The sequence below is a fragment of the Bacillus sp. 123MFChir2 genome (assembly GCF_000383235.1).
Taxonomy (GTDB): Bacteria; Bacillota; Bacilli; order Bacillales; family Bacillaceae_G; genus Bacillus_A.
The window spans coordinates 70291-90862 of the sequence record NZ_KB910928.1 but is presented as its reverse complement, the minus strand read 5'-3'; the positions used below and the strand labels follow the sequence as shown (position 1 = coordinate 90862).

General features: G+C 36.6%; 21 protein-coding genes. 17 read left to right on the top strand and 4 right to left on the bottom strand.

Going from position 1 to position 20572, the window contains the following annotated elements:
• Window positions 1-15: 15 nt before the first annotated feature.
• From H280_RS0105040 to uvrC, 7 genes are all read left to right on the top strand, one after another.
• Window positions 16-894 carry a lysylphosphatidylglycerol synthase transmembrane domain-containing protein gene (locus H280_RS0105040; RefSeq protein WP_231401762.1) on the top strand — a complete coding sequence of 293 codons (879 nt, stop codon included), beginning with the start codon at window positions 16-18 and terminating at the stop codon, window positions 892-894.
• Window positions 882-2357: an alkaline phosphatase family protein gene (locus H280_RS0105035; RefSeq protein WP_020060025.1), complete on the top strand. Its 1476-nt coding sequence runs from the start codon at window positions 882-884 to the stop codon at window positions 2355-2357. Before H280_RS0105040 ends, H280_RS0105035 begins: the two co-directional genes overlap by 13 nt.
• Window positions 2354-3100: a glycosyltransferase family 2 protein gene (locus H280_RS0105030; RefSeq protein ID WP_020060024.1), complete on the top strand. Its 747-nt coding sequence runs from the start codon at window positions 2354-2356 to the stop codon at window positions 3098-3100. Before H280_RS0105035 ends, H280_RS0105030 begins: the two co-directional genes overlap by 4 nt.
• 63 nt (window positions 3101-3163) lie before the next feature.
• Window positions 3164-3919: a hypothetical protein gene (locus H280_RS0105025; RefSeq protein ID WP_020060023.1), complete on the top strand. Its 756-nt coding sequence runs from the start codon at window positions 3164-3166 to the stop codon at window positions 3917-3919.
• Between the two features lie 18 nt (window positions 3920-3937).
• Complete coding sequence (locus tag H280_RS0105020; RefSeq protein ID WP_020060022.1) at window positions 3938-4843, top strand: FTR1 family iron permease; 906 nt, start codon at window positions 3938-3940, stop codon at window positions 4841-4843.
• Between the two features lie 47 nt (window positions 4844-4890).
• The gene (locus H280_RS0105015) at window positions 4891-6300 is read left to right on the top strand and encodes a glycosyltransferase family 39 protein (RefSeq protein ID WP_020060021.1); all 1410 of its coding nucleotides are present in this window, start codon (window positions 4891-4893) and stop codon (window positions 6298-6300) included.
• A 15-nt stretch (window positions 6301-6315) separates the two neighbouring features.
• Window positions 6316-8097: an excinuclease ABC subunit UvrC gene (gene uvrC, locus H280_RS0105010; RefSeq protein ID WP_020060020.1), complete on the top strand. Its 1782-nt coding sequence runs from the start codon at window positions 6316-6318 to the stop codon at window positions 8095-8097.
• A 314-nt stretch (window positions 8098-8411) separates the two neighbouring features.
• Here uvrC and H280_RS0105005 read toward each other — a convergent pair whose 3' ends face one another.
• A complete protein-coding gene (locus H280_RS0105005) occupies window positions 8412-8861 on the bottom strand; it encodes a YslB family protein (RefSeq protein ID WP_020060019.1) in 450 nt (149 codons plus the stop codon).
• 302 nt (window positions 8862-9163) lie between these two features.
• On the opposite strand from H280_RS0105005, the gene H280_RS0105000 reads away from it, so the two are divergent.
• The 4 genes from H280_RS0105000 to H280_RS0104980 all read left to right on the top strand — a co-directional run bounded on the left by H280_RS0105000 (window position 9164) and on the right by H280_RS0104980 (window position 13268).
• A complete protein-coding gene (locus H280_RS0105000) occupies window positions 9164-9790 on the top strand; it encodes a succinate dehydrogenase cytochrome b558 subunit (protein WP_020060018.1) in 627 nt (208 codons plus the stop codon).
• Window positions 9791-9803: 13 nt separating this feature from the next.
• Window positions 9804-11597 (top strand): succinate dehydrogenase flavoprotein subunit, encoded by a 1794-nt coding sequence (gene sdhA / locus H280_RS0104995; protein ID WP_020060017.1) that lies wholly within the window; start codon window positions 9804-9806, stop codon window positions 11595-11597.
• Window positions 11590-12351, top strand: a complete 762-nt coding sequence (gene sdhB, locus H280_RS0104990; protein WP_020060016.1) for a succinate dehydrogenase iron-sulfur subunit — start codon at window positions 11590-11592, stop codon at window positions 12349-12351. Before sdhA ends, sdhB begins: the two co-directional genes overlap by 8 nt.
• A 470-nt stretch (window positions 12352-12821) precedes the next feature.
• Entirely contained in the window at window positions 12822-13268 is a 447-nt protein-coding gene (locus tag H280_RS0104980) for an acyl-CoA thioesterase (protein WP_020060014.1), read from the top strand.
• A gap of 25 nt (window positions 13269-13293) precedes the next feature.
• On the opposite strand, the gene H280_RS0104975 is transcribed toward H280_RS0104980, so the two are convergent.
• The gene (locus tag H280_RS0104975; RefSeq protein WP_020060013.1) at window positions 13294-14094 is read right to left on the bottom strand and encodes a D-alanyl-D-alanine carboxypeptidase family protein; all 801 of its coding nucleotides are present in this window, start codon (window positions 14092-14094) and stop codon (window positions 13294-13296) included.
• Window positions 14095-14363: 269 nt separating this feature from the next.
• Between H280_RS0104975 and motA the strand changes: the two genes are divergently transcribed.
• Window positions 14364-15155 (top strand): flagellar motor stator protein MotA, encoded by a 792-nt coding sequence (motA, locus tag H280_RS0104970; protein WP_020060012.1) that lies wholly within the window; start codon window positions 14364-14366, stop codon window positions 15153-15155.
• Window positions 15148-15924 carry a flagellar motor protein MotB gene (motB, locus tag H280_RS0104965; RefSeq protein ID WP_020060011.1) on the top strand — a complete coding sequence of 259 codons (777 nt, stop codon included), beginning with the start codon at window positions 15148-15150 and terminating at the stop codon, window positions 15922-15924. The genes motA and motB overlap by 8 nt, the downstream gene beginning before the upstream one ends.
• Before the next feature lie 21 nt (window positions 15925-15945).
• Here the strand turns inward: motB and H280_RS0104960 are convergent, their stop codons facing one another.
• A complete protein-coding gene (locus tag H280_RS0104960; protein WP_020060010.1) occupies window positions 15946-16776 on the bottom strand; it encodes a 5'-nucleotidase, lipoprotein e(P4) family in 831 nt (276 codons plus the stop codon).
• A gap of 196 nt (window positions 16777-16972) precedes the next feature.
• Between H280_RS0104960 and H280_RS0104955 the strand changes: the two genes are divergently transcribed.
• From H280_RS0104955 to H280_RS0104945, 3 genes are all read left to right on the top strand, one after another.
• Window positions 16973-17857, top strand: a complete 885-nt coding sequence (locus H280_RS0104955) for an ABC transporter ATP-binding protein (RefSeq protein WP_020060009.1) — start codon at window positions 16973-16975, stop codon at window positions 17855-17857.
• Between the two features lie 2 nt (window positions 17858-17859).
• Window positions 17860-19086 (top strand): ABC transporter permease, encoded by a 1227-nt coding sequence (locus tag H280_RS0104950; protein WP_020060008.1) that lies wholly within the window; start codon window positions 17860-17862, stop codon window positions 19084-19086.
• Window positions 19087-19336: 250 nt separating this feature from the next.
• Entirely contained in the window at window positions 19337-19768 is a 432-nt protein-coding gene (locus H280_RS0104945) for an Rrf2 family transcriptional regulator (RefSeq protein ID WP_020060007.1), read from the top strand.
• Between the two features lie 109 nt (window positions 19769-19877).
• Here the strand turns inward: H280_RS0104945 and H280_RS0104940 are convergent, their stop codons facing one another.
• Window positions 19878-20069, bottom strand: a complete 192-nt coding sequence (locus tag H280_RS0104940) for a PspC domain-containing protein (RefSeq protein WP_020060006.1) — start codon at window positions 20067-20069, stop codon at window positions 19878-19880.
• Between the two features lie 267 nt (window positions 20070-20336).
• On the opposite strand from H280_RS0104940, the gene gerE reads away from it, so the two are divergent.
• Window positions 20337-20561 carry a spore germination transcription factor GerE gene (gene gerE, locus H280_RS0104935; RefSeq protein WP_020060005.1) on the top strand — a complete coding sequence of 75 codons (225 nt, stop codon included), beginning with the start codon at window positions 20337-20339 and terminating at the stop codon, window positions 20559-20561.
• Window positions 20562-20572 lie beyond the last annotated feature (11 nt).

Below are 20572 nucleotides of genomic sequence, written 5' to 3'. Positions count from 1 at the left end.
ATTTGCGGTGTTTTTTTGTTATGTATCTTTTTTCTTTTGTCATGGCGTTCGTTTGAATTATCCTCATTATGGAAATATTTTCAATATTTATGGAGACAGCCGTACACTATTATGCTTCTCGTTATGATGTACAGCATCGCTTTTTTGTTTCGTGCTTATGCATGGAAATTGTACCTTCATCATCGCATTACGATGAAAGAAGCACTATATGGACTGTTGTACAGTTTATTCATTAATCATGTTTCTCCGTTAAAAGTGGGAGATGCTGTTCGCATTGCAACGATTACAAAAGAGAAGAAAGTAACATTAGGAGAGGCGACGCAATCTGTCGTTGTACTTCGTATACTAGATTTGTTTATTCTCGGTTTGTTTGGGGCGGCGGGAATGTTACTATTATGGAAAAATATTTTACTTAATGTTCCTGTTATTCTTGCGTGTATATGTATGGGAAGCGTGCTGTTATTTCTCTTATATAAGAAAGTACCTCGATTTGTAGAAAAGCAGTGGAAGCAATTGAAAGATTCACTATTTACACTACAAGGCGGAATCATTGTTTTTCTTATTATGCTGAGCTGGATTTGTGAGGCCTTTGTCATTTATGAAATTGCTAAGCCTCTCTCATTTTTGCAAGCGGTATGGGTAAATAGCGTGACCATTGCTGGACAAGTGTTTCAACTAACACCAGGCGGAATTGGTACATATGAGACTGTTATGACATTTGCATTGCAAGCAGTAGGAGTTAAGCAATCTGATGCCTATCAATGGTCGTTAATGAGTCATGGTTTCAAATTTATATTTTCTTATGGTGTGGGCGGAATGCTATTACTATTGTATCCGATAGAATTACGCTCATTTTTCAGTCAGAAGGGAGAAAAAATTCATTGGAAGAAGTAAAGAAAGCGTCGAAATTTGAAAAAGTAGCGGCACGCTGTTGGAACCTACTAAATGAAGGGAAACCATTTACACCGATTTTTGTATTCGGCACATTTTTATTGTTTTCCATTTCACAGTTTGGACAACCGGATTTTGTCCCAGCTTTTTTTAGTAGTTTTTTATTCATTGTTCCGTTGCTCGTTTTATATTATTTGTTTGATTTTCCGTTGTTTTTACGAAATTACTTATGGCTACCGTTCATTGTCTATTTAATCGTTTTTAAAATGGTACATATACCGTTACTATTATTTGCATTAGGATTATATTTTTTCTTTACAATCCTATTTTGGGGAACGTTATATTATCATTTGCGTATTGGAACGTCTTGGCTAAACTTTACACGCTTTTGGAAACTCGTGTTAAAGAATAGCGATTCTACAAGTGGCAATGCTCAGGAGCAAATGCCAAAGTTTTTACTATTGTTATCGCTTTGGTATTATTATTATCTTTTCTTCCAAGAAGGCGGTACGTTAGGTACAGTAGATTGGAAAACAATTCTTACGTTTTACGGTGCTCTTGCCCTGTATACAATTATCTTACATCGTAATTTATTTGATTGGCAGCCAAAAGCAATTCCAACTTATACGGAAAATGTGCCTGAAAATAAAGAAGCACTGAATGAAAAAGTAGTTGTCATTGTGATTGACGGTATGCGTAAAGATCGTTTTGAAGCAGCGCATACACCGTATTTAGATTATCTTCGAAAAAAAGGGACGGAGTTTTTAAACATGGAAACGGTGTATCCAGCTCGTACTGTTGTATGTTTCTCATCTATGTTTACAGGGACATATTCGTTTGAGCATGGTATTAAATCGAACATGGTTTGGAAGCATGGTGTGAATGTAGAAAGTATTTTTGATTCGCTTCGAAAAGTAGATAAAACAGGAAAAATGCTAGCCGTTGCGCATTTAGTCGACGCGTTTGGTGAAGATGTTGAGACATTTACAGCTGTTATGAAAAATGATGTTGTGGATGGAAAGATTATGGAAAAGGCGAAACAAATTATGGATGAGCAAGACCCAGATCTTTTTATCGTGCAGCTCATTTCAACAGATCAAACGGGGCATAGTCGCGGCGTATTATATGATGAGTATTTACAAAAAATTTATGAAGCAGACCAGCATGTAAAACATTTTATCGAGCATTTAGAGAAAACAGGAAAAGCAGAGAACACGACGTTTATTATTTGCGCTGATCATGGACAGGCAGATGGAATTGGTGGTCATGGTCATTTAGATGAGGGAGAACGTTTTGTGCCATTCTTTATGTATGGTCCCCATATTAAACAAGGTGTGAAAATAGAAGAGAAGAAAAGTCTCGTTTCTATGGCACCAACACTTGCTTATTTATTAGGGGCACCGTATCCATCACATAGCCGTGGTCCTGTGTTAGTGGAAGCGTTAAAGGAGCAGGAAAAGAAATGAAAGTAATTGTGTTTATACCAGCTCTAAATGAAGAAGACTCCATTGCGCATGTTATTCGAAAAGTACCGCGTCATTTTCATCCGAGTATAAAAGTAGAAGTTCTTGTCATTGATGACGGTTCAACAGACAGAACGGTAGAAGTTGCGAAAGAAGCAGGAGCGGATCATATCGTTTCGTTTGCAAAAAATAGCGGTTTAGGTGCAGCTGTTCGAGCAGGCCTCAAGGAGAGCTATCGATTGGGAGCTGATATTAGTGTGATGATTGATGCGGATGATGAATATCCAGCAGATGAAATTCCAAATGTATTGCAGCCCATATTGGAAGGAAAAGCAGATTATACAATGGGGTCGCGTTTTCGCGGCACCATTAGCGGTATGAGACTACATAGGCGGCTTGGAAACTATTGTTTTACGGTGCTGCAATGTATCTTGCTGCGTAAATGGATTCGTGATGGTCAATCAGGAATGCGTGCTTTTTCAAGGCAAGCGATGGAACACGGAGAAATTGTGCACGATTACAATTATGCACAAGTGATTACACTAAACTTAGTGCGAAAGGGATTTCGCGTTCAAGAAGTACCAATTACGTATAAAGTACGTGAAACAGGGGAGTCGTTTATTTCGTTTCGTAAGTATATGACGCGCGTTTTGCCTGCGATTTGGAAAGAGATGGGACGTCCCGTAGAGAAAGTTAGGATTGATTATGACGCGCATGTGTTAGTAGGAGAAAAGAAATGCTCATAGTGAGTATTTCTTTTCTTGACATTGAAAGTGATAATTATTATCATCTCTTTAGGAGGAGCATTTATGAAAAAAATAATTACTTCATTATTTGTCGGTATTTTCTTGCTATTTTCGGTACATACAAGTGCATTTGCTTATTCGTACGGAAATCCGAACGAAGAAAAGGTTGCAGAGACATATAAGCAAATGGTCACGAAATTAGATGAAAATCCGCCAAACTTTACAGAAGCTAAGAAATCATATGAAAATGTGCGAGAAGAAATTGATCAGCACATGGGTAAAGAACCAACGAAAGCAATCATGAACGATTTTGATAAGAAAAATAAAGAAGATCTTATTGCTGATATGCAAAAAATTCTTGCTCTTAATATTAATCGTCGTTTAACAAATGTTGATGAACAATTTAAAGATTATGATACAAGTAAACGTTTATTAGCAAAAGCATTTGCAACATATGAAGCGTTATCACCAGTTGTTGCACAGCATAATAAAGAGTTAGATACAAAATTAAAAGATGAGTTTAATAAAGCGCTAGAGTCTCTTGGGAATCCAGGATTATTTGGAGTAGGACAAAAGGAAGCAAATCAAGATGCTTTCAAGAAAAGTAAAGATGTTATTTTAACAAGTTTACAAAAAGAATTTAAAATTAAAGATTTCAAAGTTGGCCATTTTGATGCGAGCGGAAAAGAAGAAGCTTCAAAAAGCACAGGCAAAACAGAATGGACAGATTTAAGTAAATGGAAAAACTGGGCTCCAATTGTGGTGATTGTACTCATACTTGTTGGGGTTATTATATACGCAGTACGAAAACGTAAGTAAGAATGAGGAGGAAGAGCGATGCAGTTACAGGCATTTCTCATTACATTTCGTGAAGTATTAGAAGCATTGCTCATTGTTGGAATTATTACTACATATTTAAAACGTACGGATAATAAACAGTATGTGAAATATGTTTGGGTAGGAGCAGGCCTTGCGGTTGTAGCAAGTTATATTGTTGCTCTTGTCTTCCAAGTTGTGTTTACTGGCTTTGCTGCAATGGGAAGTGAGATGTATTTAAAAATATCAATTATGTTTATTTCCGCTATTTTGCTTACGCAAATGGTATTTTGGATGGCTGAACATAGTAAGAATATGAAAGCCAACATGGAAAATAAAATGAGCAAATATATTACGGCTGGAAACATAATTGGAATGGTCGTACACTCCTTCCTTGTTGTGCTGCGGGAAGGCGTTGAAACGGTGTTCTTCTTTGCTGCGATTACAGGTGGAAATATTGAAGCGGCACTGCAAGGTTGGGGAGCAATTTCAGGAGTGCTTGTTGCAGCTCTTGTCAGCTACTTATTCTTTAAGAGAACGATGCGTATTTCACTAAAAGTATTCTTTAAAGTAACGGGAGTATTTATTGTCTTTATTGCAGCGGGACTTCTTGTGCAAGGTATTTCTATGATGCAAGATTTAAAAATACTTGGAAGTGTGATGCCGCACGTATACGATATTACGTGGCTACTTCCAGAGCATCCGATTGATTATGCTCATTACTTGCGTGATCACGGTACTGCACCGCTTCTTTCCGGTGATATCGGTATTTTCTTAAAAGCATTTTTAGGATATTCCTCGATGCCATCGCTTGAAGAAATCCTTGCATATATCGGTTATTTTGTTGTCCTGTATATGTTAATTGTCTTTAAAAAGCCTGTTAAAAAAAAGGGAACAGTAGTCGAAGCAAATAAATCAGTAAGCTAAAAGTACAAGGAATATTCCTTGTACTTTTTTTGCAGAAAGGAAATGAGATGAAACGAGTATTATGTATATGGGCAATTCTTCTGTTTTCGAGTACGATTGTTATCCGATTTTTTTATGCAAGTCCATTTGCTGCAACGTGGGATGAAGTAGACTTTTCGCTTGCGCTAAAGCAATATGACATATTAGCGATGCAACCTCATTTCCCGGGTTATCCGTTTTTTATTTTAGGAGGAATGATGACGCATCTTTTTATAGAAAACCCTGTGCAATCGTTAGGGATTTTCAATGCAGTTATGGCACTTACTGCGGCTTTTCCAATGTATTGGATTGCACGTCGTTATGTAAGTAAAACGAGTGCCCTTATTGTTGTAGCTACACTGCAAACGAGCGGTTATTTCTCCATTTTAGTAACGCAGCCAATGTCAGAAGGAGCAGCATTAGCAGTGTTATGGTGGTATATGTGGAGTGTAGATCGAGCATTTCGGACGAATGAATTTCGAGCTCAATTTTGGCCAGTCATTTTCTTCGCCGTATTGATGGGGATACGTGTATCCTATGCGCCGTTTGGAATAGCGCTTATTGTATTAGTATGGCAGCAATGGCATGAAGAAAAATGGCGATTTATCATCATATGCTGCACAGCTGTTCTTTCGCAAATTGTGTGGATTGGAGCACTTATTTGGAATATCGGCGGCCTGGCGGGATTATGGGAAATTTCGTTCGGATTTGTAGAGGGGCATTTTACGGAATGGGGCGGTGCGGTTACAGAAACGAGTGAACCGCTTATATCACGTCTATTTCGTTTGCTTTTGGAGAATATTGTATTTGCAGGAATCGGTGTTCATTCGTACGTTCTTGCAGGTTTCTTTCTTTTCTTTTTACTTCTTTTTGTTTTACAATGGAAGAACATACGTTGCTATCCGAAATTATTTATAGCGCTTGGTAGTGTATATTTTCTTTGGAATTTACTTGGACAAAATATTGATAAGCCGCGTCATTCTTATCCAATTGTAGCGATAGTACTTTTCGTACTTGCTATTTCATGGTTAAAAAGACATAGCGGAATTTTACTTTTGTTATTTGCAACGTTTCAACTTGTTGTTAGTATACCTCTTATGCAAGAACAAAAAGAAGCTGTACCTGCAACGTATCAGTTGGCATCGTATTTACAAGAAAAACAGCAGCCGTTCATTATATACACATGGGAAGAGACACGGGTTATGGAATATTTACATGTGCCATATGAACATAAACGGTTTTACACATATGACTATTTTTTACAAGATAAAAAATATTATAAAGATGCTACAATATACGTTACGAATCATTTAATTGAAGGGTTTCAAAAACAAGGGATCGATATAAAAGGACAGGTAGAAGAAGTTGCCGTCTTTCGCTCTAACCCGTTATTTGATCCTGTTTATAATAAAATAATTTTATACGAGTGGAAGAAGTAAGAAAGGGGAAGTCGCGTGCACGATCATTTAAAAGAAAAATTAGCAATTTTACCAGATCAGCCTGGTTGTTATTTAATGAAAGACAAACAAGGGATAGTTATTTACGTTGGAAAAGCGAAAGTGTTAAAAAATCGTGTGCGCTCATATTTTACTGGTTCACACGATGGAAAGACACTCCGTCTTGTTGGGGAAATTGTTGATTTTGAATATATTGTCACCTCCTCGAACTTGGAGGCTCTCATTTTAGAGCTAAATTTAATTAAAAAATATGACCCAAAGTATAATATCCAATTAAAAGATGATAAAACATACCCATTTATTAAAATTACAGCTGAAAAAGAGCCGCGTTTGCTTATTACGAGAAATGTAAAAAAGGATAAAGGGAAATATTTTGGTCCATATCCAAATTCACAGTCAGCTCATGAAACGAAAAAGTTGTTAGATCGTATGTATCCGCTTCGGAAATGTACAAATATACCAGATAAAGTTTGCTTGTATTATCATATGGGACAATGCTTAGCGCCTTGTGTACAAGAGGTAACCGATAAACAAAATAAAGAAATTGTCGATGGAATTATAAAGTTTTTAAATGGTGGACATAAAGAAATTCGTTCGGAATTGGAAGCGAAAATGTATGAAGCATCAGAAAAATTAGAGTTTGAACGAGCGAAAGAATTGCGAGATCAAATTGCTCATATGGATGCAATAATGGAAAAGCAGAAGATGATTATGAGTGACTTAGTCGACCGCGATGTGTTTGGTTATGCGGTTGATAAAGGTTGGATGTGCGTGCAAGTATTTTTCGTTCGAAAAGGAAAGTTGATTGAACGGGATGTTTCGATGTTTCCGATTTATGATGATACGGAAGAAGGATTCCTAACGTTTATCGGACAATTTTATGAACAAAATAATCACTTTAAACCGAAAGAAGTTGTTGTACCAAGCAGCATTGATCATGAATTGATTGGAAAGTTTTTAGACGTAGAAGCAACGCAGCCAAAACGGGGCCAGAAAAAGGAACTTGTCGACTTAGCGAGTAAGAATGCTACAATTGCACTGCATGAAAAATTTTATTTAATTGAACGCGATGAAGAACGCTCCATTAAGGCGGTCGAAAAATTAGGAGAACAGCTAGGGATAGAAACGCCGCATAGAATTGAAGCATTTGATAATTCTAACATTCAAGGAACAAATCCGGTTTCCGCGATGATTGTCTTTAACGATGGAAAACCTGCCAAAAAAGAGTACCGTAAATATAAAATTAAAACGGTGCAAGGACCTGATGATTATGAATCGATGCGTGAAGTTGTGCGCCGTCGTTATACACGTGTTTTAAAAGAAAGCTTACCACTTCCAGATTTAATTGTAATTGATGGCGGGAAAGGTCATCTCGCTGCAGTATGTGATGTGTTAGAAAATGAACTCGGTCTTTCTATTCCAACAGCAGGGCTTGTGAAAGATGATAAACATCGCACGTCACATTTAATAATTGGTGAACCGCCGGAACCAGTTTTATTAGAGCGTAACAGCCAGGAGTTTTACTTATTACAACGTATTCAAGACGAAGTACACCGCTTTGCGATTACATTTCATCGTCAAATTCACGGGAAATCTGTCATTCAATCGGCATTGGATGATATACCAGGTGTTGGAGAAAAACGGAAGAAAACACTTTTAAAACATTTTGGCTCTCTTAAGAAAATGAAAGAAGCGTCTGTTGCAGATATTATAGAAGCTGGAATGCCGCAAAAAATAGCTGAAACCATTCATACGTATTTAACAGGGAAGACATTGTAATTGGAAATGTCTTCTTTTTTTGTAATCCAAGAATGTCACTGTTTATATATAAATACAAATTGAAAAAATGACATAAAAACCAATTTTTTAGGGGAGAAGACGAGAGGAACTGGCCATGCATAGAGGTGGTCAGTTCCTTTTCCTTCCACGTGAAAAGTTTAAAACAAAGATAGACAGCAAGTAGCAGCGACTTAGATGTTAAAAAGTCAACTTGTATTTATATATTATAGAGAAAGTGAAACTTCCATCGCCCACAAATAAAGGAATAAAAAAAGTCAACTGGACGTCATGTCTAGTTGACTAATGAATGAGCATTATACTTCGACAGAATCTTTTACATCCCACTGTACAAGAAATGTAACAGAGCTAGAGCGCTTTTTCTGTTTTTCGTAAGATTCCGCAATCACACTGCGTTGCTTTTGAATTTGTTCAGCGATAAAACCAGCTTCTAATTGGTAAGAAGAATGTCTTTTTTGTTGCTCACGTTCTTCAATAAGAGCACCTGTTAGTTTAAATTGCATTTCACGACGTTTATGTTCAATGATTGTTAAGTCGCCCCAACCAGCTGTTGTGAAAAATTGGATGACCTCATCAATTGTTTCTAACGGGTATTTTCGTGCTAAATTTCTGCCGGCCCAATATAAAATGGCATCTAGTTCTTTCCCTATTAAATCAGGGAGTAATTCTTCACGAAGCAATTCATAGGCAAAGGCATTGATTGAAATATTTTGTAAAGATTCGCTCTCGATTTTTTTTGTACTCACAATATTCCCCACTTTCTATACTGTCAATATTATATACCATTTTATATATATAAACACAGCTATTTCTTTGGGGAAAATCTGATGTAGAGAATGAAAAACAGAATATAAAAATTATATACTGATTATGTATACGTTTTCTTGACGCTTCGACAAAAATAGGAGTAAAATGAACATGTTATCAAATTATGCTGAAATATTGCGAATAATTTTTTCAGTTTTTCTTATAACAATAGTGGTAAAATGCTATTGTTATAAAGTAATGCGACAAACACTAGTCAAACATTCAAGGGGGTAATGGGGACATGAAAGGCCGCGAGTATACATTTCGCAAGTGGCACTCGTTACTGGGTGTCATTCCAATTGGCGTCTTTATGACGCAACATTTAGTAATTAACAATTTTGCAACAAGAGGAGCAGAGGCGTTTAATAGTGCTGCTCATTTCATGGAAATGCTTCCGTTTCGGTACGCATTAGAAATCTTTGTGATTTTCTTACCGATTTTGTACCATGCTGTATATGGTTTATATATCGCATTTACAGCAAAGAACAATGCAACATCGTATAGCTATTTCCGCAACTGGATGTTCGTTTTGCAACGATTTACCGGAGTAATTACACTTATATTCCTATCTTGGCATATTTGGGAAACTCGCATTCAAGCTGCGCTCGGACAAACGGTAAACTATGATATGATGGCAGCTATTTTAAGCAATCCATTTATGTTTGGCTTCTATTTAGTTGGGGTTGTATCAGCTATTTTCCACTTTGCAAATGGATTATGGACATTCTTTATTAGCTGGGGTATCACAGTGTCACCACGTTCACAGCGTATTTCTACGTATGTAACATTAGCAATTTTCTTAGCATTATCATACGTAGGAGTGAGCGCGTTATTTGCGTTCATTAATCCAAATCTAGCAAACTTGTAAGGAGTGGGAGAGCATGAAAGGGAAACTTATCGTAGTTGGCGGTGGATTAGCCGGCTTAATGGCAACGATTAAAGCAGCGGAAGCAGGCGTGAATGTAGAACTATTTTCTTTAGTACCAGTGAAACGTTCTCACTCTGTATGCGCACAAGGCGGCATTAACGGTGCTGTAAATACAAAAGGTGAAGGGGATTCTCCGTGGATTCACTTTGACGATACAATTTATGGAGGGGACTTCTTAGCGAACCAACCTCCTGTAAAGGCGATGTGCGATGCAGCACCTGGCATTATTCATTTAATGGATCGCATGGGTGTTATGTTTAACCGTACGGAAGAAGGATTACTAGACTTCCGCCGCTTCGGTGGAACGCAGCATCACCGCACAGCATTCGCTGGTGCAACAACAGGACAGCAATTATTATATGCGTTAGATGAGCAAGTACGCCGTCATGAAGTAGCAGGTCTTGTTACGAAATATGAGGGTTGGGATTTCTTACGCGCTATTGTAGATGACGAAGGCGTATGCCGCGGAATCGTAGCACAAGATTTACAATCTATGGAGATTAAAAGTTTTCCAGCTGATGCCGTGATTATGGCAACAGGGGGCCCTGGTATCATTTTTGGAAAATCTACTAACTCTATTATTAATACAGGTACAGCAGCATCTGCTGTATATCAGCAAGGTGCACATTATGCAAACGGTGAGTTCATCCAAATCCACCCAACAGCAATTCCAGGCGATGATAAATTACGCCTGATGAGTGAATCGGCACGTGGTGAAGGTGGTCGTGTTTGGACGTATAAAGACGGAAAACCGTGGTATTTCCTTGAAGAGAAATATCCTGCATACGGAAACCTTGTACCTCGTGATATTGCAACGCGTGAAATTTTCGATGTGTGCGTTGAGCAAAAACTTGGTATTAACGGTGAAAACATGGTATATCTTGATCTTTCTCATAAAGATCCGAAAGAGCTTGATATTAAACTTGGTGGAATCATTGAAATCTATGAAAAATTCATGGGTGATGATCCACGTAAAGTACCGATGAAAATCTTCCCAGCGGTTCACTATTCAATGGGTGGATTATGGGTTGACTATAAGCAAATGACAAATATTCCAGGATTATTTGCAGCAGGTGAGTGTGACTACTCTATGCACGGTGGTAACCGACTAGGTGCTAACTCACTATTATCAGCGATTTACGGTGGTATGGTAGCAGGACCGAATGCAATTGAATATATGAAGGGTCTGTCGAAATCATCAGATGCTGTTTCATCTTCTGTATATGAGCAAAATGAATTAATCGAAACAGAAAAATTCAACAACATTTTAACGTTAGATGGTAATGAAAATGCATATGTTCTTCATAAAGAGCTTGGAGAATGGATGACAGATAACGTAACAGTAGTTCGTGAAAATAAAAAATTATTAGAAACAGATGCGAAAATCGTAGAGTTAATGGAGCGTTATAAACGCATTAACATTAACGATACAGCGAAATGGAGCAACCAAGGTGCTTCGTTTACACGTCAACTAGCAAACATGCTTGAATTAGCTCGTGTTATTACAATTGGTGCATATAATCGTAATGAAAGTCGCGGTGCACATTATAAGCCAGAATTCCCAGATCGTGATGATGAGAACTTCTTAAAAACAACAATGGCGAAGTTTGAGGGAGCAGGAAATGCCCCGGCATTCCATTACGAAGACGTTGATATTTCGTTAATCCAACCACGTAAGCGCGATTATTCTTCAAAACATGAAGTAGCTGCTAAGGGAGAAGAAAAGGGGGATAAGCAACATGTCTGAGAAAACAATCCGCCTTATTATTACAAGACAGGACGGTCAAAACTCCCAGGAGTATGATCAAGAATTTGAAATTCCATATCGTCCAAATATGAATATTATTTCGGCATTAATGGAAATTCGTCGTAATCCTGTTGATGCGAAAGGAAACAAGACAACACCTATCGCTTGGGATATGAACTGTTTAGAAGAAGTTTGCGGTGCTTGTTCGATGATAATCAACGGAAAACCACGTCAATCATGTACAGCACTTATTGATAAACTAGAACAACCAATTCGCTTAAAACCGATGAAAACATTCCCGGTTATTCGTGACTTGCAAGTAGACCGTAGCCGCATGTTTAACGCGTTAAAGCGTGTAAAAGCATGGATTCCGATTGATGGTACGTATGACTTAGGTCCAGGGCCAAGAATGCCAGAGAAGAAGCGTCAGTGGGCATATGAATTATCAAAATGTATGACTTGCGGTGTATGTTTAGAGTCATGTCCAAACGTAAACAGCAAATCTGACTTTATCGGTCCAGCGCCGCTTTCACAAGCGCGTTTATTCAATGCGCATCCAACGGGTGAAATGCATAAAGCGGATCGCTTACGTGCAATGATGGGTGATGGAGGACTTGCAAACTGCGGTAACTCACAAAACTGTGTACAATCTTGTCCAAAAGGAATTCCATTAACGACATCGATTGCTGCATTAAACCGTGATACAACGATTCAATCCTTTAAAGATTTCTTTGGTAGTGACAATAACTATTAATTTAAATTGCCTCTTCAGTTTGAAGAGGCAATTTTTGTATATATAGATGCGAATTGAAAAACTAACATAAAAACCCTTTTCTTTTTCGGTGGGCGAGAGCAACTGGCGATGCATAGAGTCGGTCAGGGCCTTTTCCTGCCGCGTGCGATGTTTTAAAACAAAAGTAGACAAATAAGTACAGGCCCTTGCCTTGTTTGCATGACAGCAGTCTATATGCCCAAAAATGAATTTATAAGTAGTAGAGAGACATATCTTCACTAGAATCATATCCTTTTCTTTTTGAGTGGGCGAGAGGGACTGGCTATGCATAGAAGCGGTCAAGGCCTTTTTCTACCAATGACGTTGGTAAAACAAAGAGATGAAACGAGTGCAGATTATTTTTTGTTTTGCATAGCAATGCATTTTAGTTTTAAATTTCCGAAAAATCAAATAATATTAAAAAGAGTAATACGAGAAGGAGATGGGTGGTTGTGAAGAAGATTCATTATATTGAAAACTTTGAAGAGTGGGCGAGTGCATTTTCATTTTATATTCCTATAAAGGTACGTTTTTGTGAGACAGATATGTTTGGACATATGAATAACGGTGTTGCATTTACTTATTTTGAAGAAGCACGTATTGAATTTTTTAAAGAACTTGGTTTTATGCAAGAATGGGTGCATGAATCATCGGAAACGATGATTGTAGTAGCAGATTTACAATGTAATTTTTTGAAACAGGTATTCTTTGATGAGCACTTAAAAGTGTATGTAAAAGCGGAAAATATCGGGAACTCATCTTTAGATTTACACTATATGGTGAAGAACGAGGCGGGAGAGGTTTGTTTAGTGGGACGAGGTGCGATGGTACAGGCTTCTAAAAAAACTGGAAAAGGAGTACCATGGCCAGTAGAATGGAAACAAAGATTATTAGATTAAAAAAATAAGAGAGTACAGAACTCTCTTATTTTTTGTCTGCTGTTGCTTCTTCTAATGTCAGGTGATGCGTATATAAATATGTAGCATGCGGATTGCCGACAAAACGAAGATGCCATGGCTCATAAACATACTCTGTAATGTTTGTTTTATCTTTCGGATAACGGATAATAAATCCAAATTCGTGAGCATGCTCCGCTACCCATTTTCCTTCAGGTGTTTCTCCGAATACAGGCTCCAATTGGTAATTTGCCGAATTAGAACTAATATCCATAGCGAGTCCTGTTTGATGCTCGCTTGTTCCTGGAACGGCACTTAACGCATCAGCAGCTTCTTTACCTTGGCGGTTTACATATATGTTGTGTAATGACTGTTGTCGTTTATAAGAGCGAAAACCAGATACAGCTGTAAGTTCAAATCCTTGTTTTTTTGCTGTTTCAAACATTGTTTCTAGAGCATCCGTTGCGGGCTTGCGAAGCAATGTTTTTTCTTTGTCTTTCGGGTTTGAAAATGAGACATTTGGTTTTGTTAAATCATTTGGTGTATAAGAGTCTGGTAGCTTTCTATGCTTGTTGACTAAAACGAGTAACGAATCAGGATTATTAACAAGACTATATTGATCATCCGTTTTTTTAGCTGTCTCACTTGCTTTTGGGAACGGAGGAATCTCTTCTTTTGGATGTTCAGTATGCTTTTTTATTTCAACTGCTTCAACTGCTTCTGCTTTGTTATTTTTCAAAGGTTTGGAAAGAACATGTATTAAAGAAACAACAATGAGAATAACAATCGAAATTAAAAGGGTCCTTTTTATAATTCTATTTTTCATCATTTTTGATCGATATATTCCTTTCGTTCTTACTTAAATATCTTTTTACATTATAAATCTATCTTCTATAAAAAGGAACAAAGGAGTCGTGAAGTAATGAAAATGAAAAAAATTTGTAAAAAAAAGTCGATTTTTTATGCTGTTTTTTTTAATTGACACAATAATAAACTTCCCCAATTGCTATTTTTTATGTAATATATATATAAAAGGATATAACAATTAAGTTTCGTTTAAATTTTTAATTGTATCGAACGATTTAGGAGGGAACAAAGATGGATTTAACAACGATTATTGGAATTATTCTTGGGATAATTGCTGTTGTAGTAGGAATGTTTTTAAAGGGGGCTGCTCTTAGCGCTTTATTAAATCCAGCAGCATTTACAATCATATTTATTGGGACAACTGCAGCAATTTGTATTGCTTTTCCGATAAATCAACTAAAAAGAATTCCTAAGTTACTCAAAGCTATTTTTGGTAGGAACAAAAAAGAAATGACGTATGAAGAAATGTTAGATCTATTTGTTCATTGGACGTCAGAAAGTAGAAAGTATGGTATTTTATCTTTAGAACAGCAATTGGATAAAGTGGAAGACGAATTTCTGATGAGGGGTTTGAAATTTGTAATTGATGGTGTAGCATCAGAGGATCTGGAGAAAATATTAGAATCAGAAATTGAAGCGATAGAAGAGCGACATAGAAAAGGGGCTGCTATTTTCTCGCAAGCTGGTACATATGCGCCGACACTTGGGGTTTTAGGGGCTGTAATCGGTCTTGTAGCTGCACTTGGGAATTTATCAGATATTGATAAATTAGGTCATGCGATTTCGGGTGCATTTATTGCAACAATTTTTGGGATTTTCTCGGGTTATGTTTTATGGCATCCATTTGCAAACAAATTAAAACAAAAGTCTGCACAAGAAATTGAAAAGAAACGTTTAATGGTTGAATGTTTATTAATGCTTCAAACTGGCACTTATCCATTTGTTATGAAGAATCGTATTTTAGGTGCACTCTCTGAAACTGAGCGTAAAAAGCTAGCGCAGGGAGCGGAAAAAGATGAGTAGAAGAAAGAAAAAGGAGAAAAAGCATGAAGAGCATATCGATGAAACTTGGTTAATTCCATATGCAGATATGTTAACTTTGTTATTTGCATTATTTATTGTTTTATTTGCAATGAGTAGCCTTGATGCAGCAAAGTTTAAACAAATGGCTGTTGCCTTTAAAGATGAACTTTCAGGCGGAACGGGTAAGAAAGAGTTTTTAAGTGATCAAAAACCAAAAGCTGAAAAAGATTTATCTGAAAAACGTCCTGAGTCTGAAAAAATCAAACAACAAGCAGAAGCAGAAGTGAAGCAGCAAGAAATGAATGAGTTAAAAGCAGTACAAAAAAATATTGATAAATACATTGAGGAGAAGGGGCTTCAATCTTCATTTAAAACAGATCTCACAGAACGTGGATTAATGTTAACAATTGAAGATAACGCACTCTTTGATTCTGGACAAGCTACTGTGAAGTTAGAGTCGCTGAATATGGCGCAAGAGATGTCCTCATTATTAGTTGCAGCATCTCCTCGAGAAATTACTGTATCAGGACATACGGATAATGTTCCAATCTCGAATGCCCACTTTGCTTCTAACTGGGAGTTAAGTACACAGCGTGCCGTTAATTTTATGCAAGCGCTGCTTAAAAACAAACAATTGCTTCCGCAAAAATTTAGTGCGATTGGCTACGGAGAATATCGTCCTGTCGCATCGAATGACACTTCGGAAGGAAAAGCAAAAAATAGACGGGTAGAAGTATTTATTTTACCTCTTATAAAAGATAAAAAATAAAGGATGGCATTGTGCCATCCTTTATTTTTTATCTTCAAATGATTTTAAGTTATCTTTGCGAATTTTATCTTTGTCTGCATCAGATTTTTTAAAGTCATAGTCATATAAAGAACCTTCCCAGTCACCATACATAGGATTTGGGAAAACGATAAATTTCTCGCCGAATTGTGCTTTTAACTCTTCTACCTTCTTATTACGATCTTGCGTCGATAATCCATCAAAACCAATGAAGTCTGATAAATTATCACCAAATAATAAGACGATATCATGCGTTTGTGAAACGAGTTCACGACGTTTTTCTTTACCTTTTTCTTTTGGTTCTTGTAGTAAAATGTGTTCTTTCGTTGCTTGCGGGGCACCGATACGTTCTAAATTTTTAATCGTCGCATCTAATTGATTCGTTTTACGATTTGAAATGTAGTAAATATCTACACCTTTTGATTCTGCATGTTTTAAGAAGTCAATTGCACCAGGAAGAGCTTCTGCTTCTGCCTTGTTAATCCAGTCATCCCACTTATAAGGATAGCCTTTTCCTGTTTTCACAGACATTGCTTGGTGTGGGCTGTTATCAACAACCGTTTCGTCTAAGTCTAGAACAACGGCTGGTTTCTTGCCTGTCCCCTTAGCGAGAGTTGCATCTAGCTTTTGTGTACCGATGTTGTAGCCTTGGTGGTATAATGCTTTTGCTTCACCAGAAGTCTGATACCATAAGTCAGCCATCAATTGTTGATCTGTTAGTTGGACTTTTTCTTCTTTAGCTTTTGCTGATGTCTGTTCTGCCGAGTTGCATGCTGTTAAAGTTGTAGATAACAATGCAACAGATAACAGTGTTGTGAATGTTCTCTTTTTCATAGTGTCCTCCTAAAAAATATATATTTTACCTATTAATTATATCACGATAACATGATAATAAAATAAATAAATGTAATTTTGTATATTGATATACGTATATAATTTAGTATGTGCAATGCTATAATAAAATATGGTAAAAATATAAGTATTTTGAATATCATTAGACTGATAGGACTAATTTTAAGGAGAGAAAAGTATGACATTGCAGATTCAACAATTAACCAAGCAGTTTGGTGAAAACGTTGCAGTGAATCATTTAAATCTTACTCTACCGAAAGGTGAAGTATTAGGGCTGCTAGGACGAAACGGTGCAGGAAAAACAACGACCATTAAAATGCTGTTAAGCTTATTAACGCCAAATGGGGGCAGTATTACCTGGGATAAGAAAGAGATCACAGCGAGCGGTGTAACAATTGGTTATCTTCCTGAAGAGAGAGGTTTGTATACGAAAAGTCGAGTAATTGATCAACTTCGCTATTTTGGAAGATTAGAAGGAATGACAAAAAAGGAAGTAGATGCAGCCATTGATTTTTGGTTAGGAAGATTAGCAATCCCTGAATATAAGTATAAGGTTGCAGGGGAATTGTCGAAAGGGAATCAACAAAAAATCCAATTGATTGCAGCGCTTCTACATGACCCGGAGTTACTCATTTTAGATGAACCATTTAGTGGATTAGATCCCGTAAATGCTGAAATGCTAGCGAATATTATTGGAGAACAAATTCAAAGAGGGAAAACTATTATTTTATCAAGTCATCGTATGGAACAAGTTGAATCGTTTTGTCAGCATGTGTGTATTTTGAAGCAAGGCGAAGCGGTTGTAGAAGGTCACTTAAGTGATATAAAAAAAGAATACGGATTTCGAAATTTAACAATTGAAGATAACGAAGAAAATGAAAAAGCGTTGGAAACATTACAGATTGTGTATGAGAAACGTCTTGGTTATCTTTATATGAAAGTTCAGGAAGATACAGAAGCCCTATCAATTTTACAAAAATTACAAGACAAAGGTGTGCATTTACGTCAGTTTAAAATGCTAGAACCGACCTTAAATGAAATCTTTGTAGAAAGGGCGAAATAAGAATGCGTAAATTTTTTCATGTGTTTTCATTTTATTTTAGAGAATCATTTCTTTCTAAAAAATCACTGATTACAAGTGGTATTTTATTTTTAGTGGTATTTGGAATTTTTGCTTTTAATCACTTTACTTCTGATAAAGATAAAAATAAAGACAAAGATAAGCTTGCGATCGTAATGGATAGTTCGACATATACTGTACAAGAAGAGGTGCTAAATAAAACTCTTCCATCAGCTCAAATAAAAGTGGAAAAGAAAGAAAAGTTAGAAACACTTCATAAACAAGTTGAAGAAGGAGAGTTAGACGGTCTCTTTCACATTATAGAAAAAAATGGAGTACCCGAAGTAACGTATATGTACAATGGTTTTCCAAGTAAAGAAACATCTACTATTATAGCAAGCTATTTAAAACAGCAATATACACAAGTGATTCTTTCGAACCATAAGGTGCCGTCTGATGTAGCGCAGCAGTTACAAACAAATATTTCGTTGAAAGAAGAAGCGATAAAAGATCGTGCGTCCTCTTTCGGTATTGCATATGTGTTTATATTTGTACTGTATATGTTTATCATAGCGTTCGGAAATACTATTGCGATGAATATCGCATCAGAAAAATCTTCTCGTGTTATGGAGATTATGCTTTCGAAAGTGAAACCACTGTATATGATGTACGCTAAAATTCTTGCTGTTGTTACAACGGCGTTACTGCAAATTGCTATCCTTGCATGTGGTGTTCTCGTTCCGGTTTTAATTGGATGGATAGATTTAGATAATGCGTCTTTATTTGGTCTTCCGATTGATTTTGCGAAGTTAGATGCAAAAGTTATTAGTCTGTTTATTGTATTTTTTATTACGGGCTATTTATTATATGCGATGATGTATGCGGCAGCTGGAGCTGTTGTATCAAAAACAGAAGACTTACAATCAGTATCATTTCCAGTCGCAATTTTAATTATGGCAGCGTTTTTCATAAGCATGAAATCACTATCAGACCCAAACAGTACAATTGTTGTGATTAGTTCATATATTCCTTTCTTTACACCGATGGTTACATTCTCACGGGTTGTAGCTGGAGAAGCTGGCGCTTTAGAAATTAGCATTGCCTTATCGTTATTACTTGCGACAATCTTCCTTTTAAACTTTATTACAAGTCGCATTTACGTAAACGGTGTTATGAGCTATTCTGATAAAGTAAAATTTAAAGATCTTGCTAAATTTATAAAGCGTCATTAGTTTGGAAAAATCCTGATTCTTTTAGAGGTAAATCAGGATTTTTCTTTGGATTTACAATGCTATTTAGTAACTACTCAGCTATGCATTTTATTTAGAAGTTTGGTAAGGAGTATAATTCCAGTGAGAATACGCTTACCTATAATTGCTGCCATGAAGTTTCACTTTATATAACGAAAAAAAGTAGTATATAATAAAAGGTACGTTATTTTTTTATGAATGGTAGAGAATGGTATAAAGGAGGGGAATACAAGTGGGGATTAGTAGTCGTTTTACAGTAGCTGTTCATATGCTAACATTACTAGCAGTTGATAAAACTTCACGTTGTACGTCTGAATGGATTGCTGGTAGTGTCAATACAAACCCAGTCGTTATTCGCCGAATTACAGGGATGCTAAAAAAAGCAGGACTTGTTGACGTACAAGCTGGAAAAGGCGGCACTTCTTTAGCTCGGGATTTAGATGAAGTGACGTTACTTGATGTATACAAAGCGGTTGAAGTTATGGAAGAAGGACATTTATTTTCTTTTCACGATAATCCAAACGTACAATGTCCGGTTGGAGCAAACATTCAAAATGTGTTAGAAATTATATTATTGCAAGCGCAAGAAGCGATGGAAAAGGTACTTGCAAATGTAAAAGTAAAACAGCTGGTTACGAATTTAGAAGAAAAAATAAAACAATAAAAAAGAACCTAGCCTTCTATCATGTAAGGCTAGGTTCTTTGGCAATATAAAAAATAATTTGGAGAAAGGAGATTAAAATATAGAAAAGGCACCGTAGGAAGCAATTCCTTTATTCATAAGAACTTGGCATGAGCAACATAAGAATGAAATAAGCTAAAAAACCTGTTCCGAAACATAAGATAGCGATTAGCCAAAGAATGCGAATCATACTTGTGTTCACACCGAAATATTCTCCTAAACCACCGCATACGCCGAGAAACACTTTATCTGTTGAAGATTTACACAATCTTTTTTCTGACATGAACGCCTCTCCTTTTCATGATTCATCATTTTTCATGTAGTAATGAACAGGAACTATCGAATTATATTGCTCTTTTAGAGAGAAGACTGTATTATCCTGTGTTAGCGGATAATGCTTGTTGAAGTGAAAATAATTTTTTATAAATACGTGCAATTTCTGCTTATTTGTATTCACCACGCCTTGCTTCTATTCATACAATATCTTGACTAAATAAACACCCAACTTACACACATACAGCTCTGGCTTAAGCAAGGAGGGTTATACCAATTGAAGGAAAAAGAATATCAATCTAAACCGTTGCTCACAAAAAGAGAAAGAGAAGTGTTTGAGTTACTCGTTCAAGATAAAACAACAAAAGAAATTGCAAGTGAACTGTTCATTAGTGAAAAGACCGTACGTAACCATATTTCAAATGCAATGCAAAAGCTAGGAGTTAAGGGACGCTCACAAGCGGTTGTCGAGCTCCTTCGTATGGGAGAGCTTGAACTATAAAGGATGAAGCC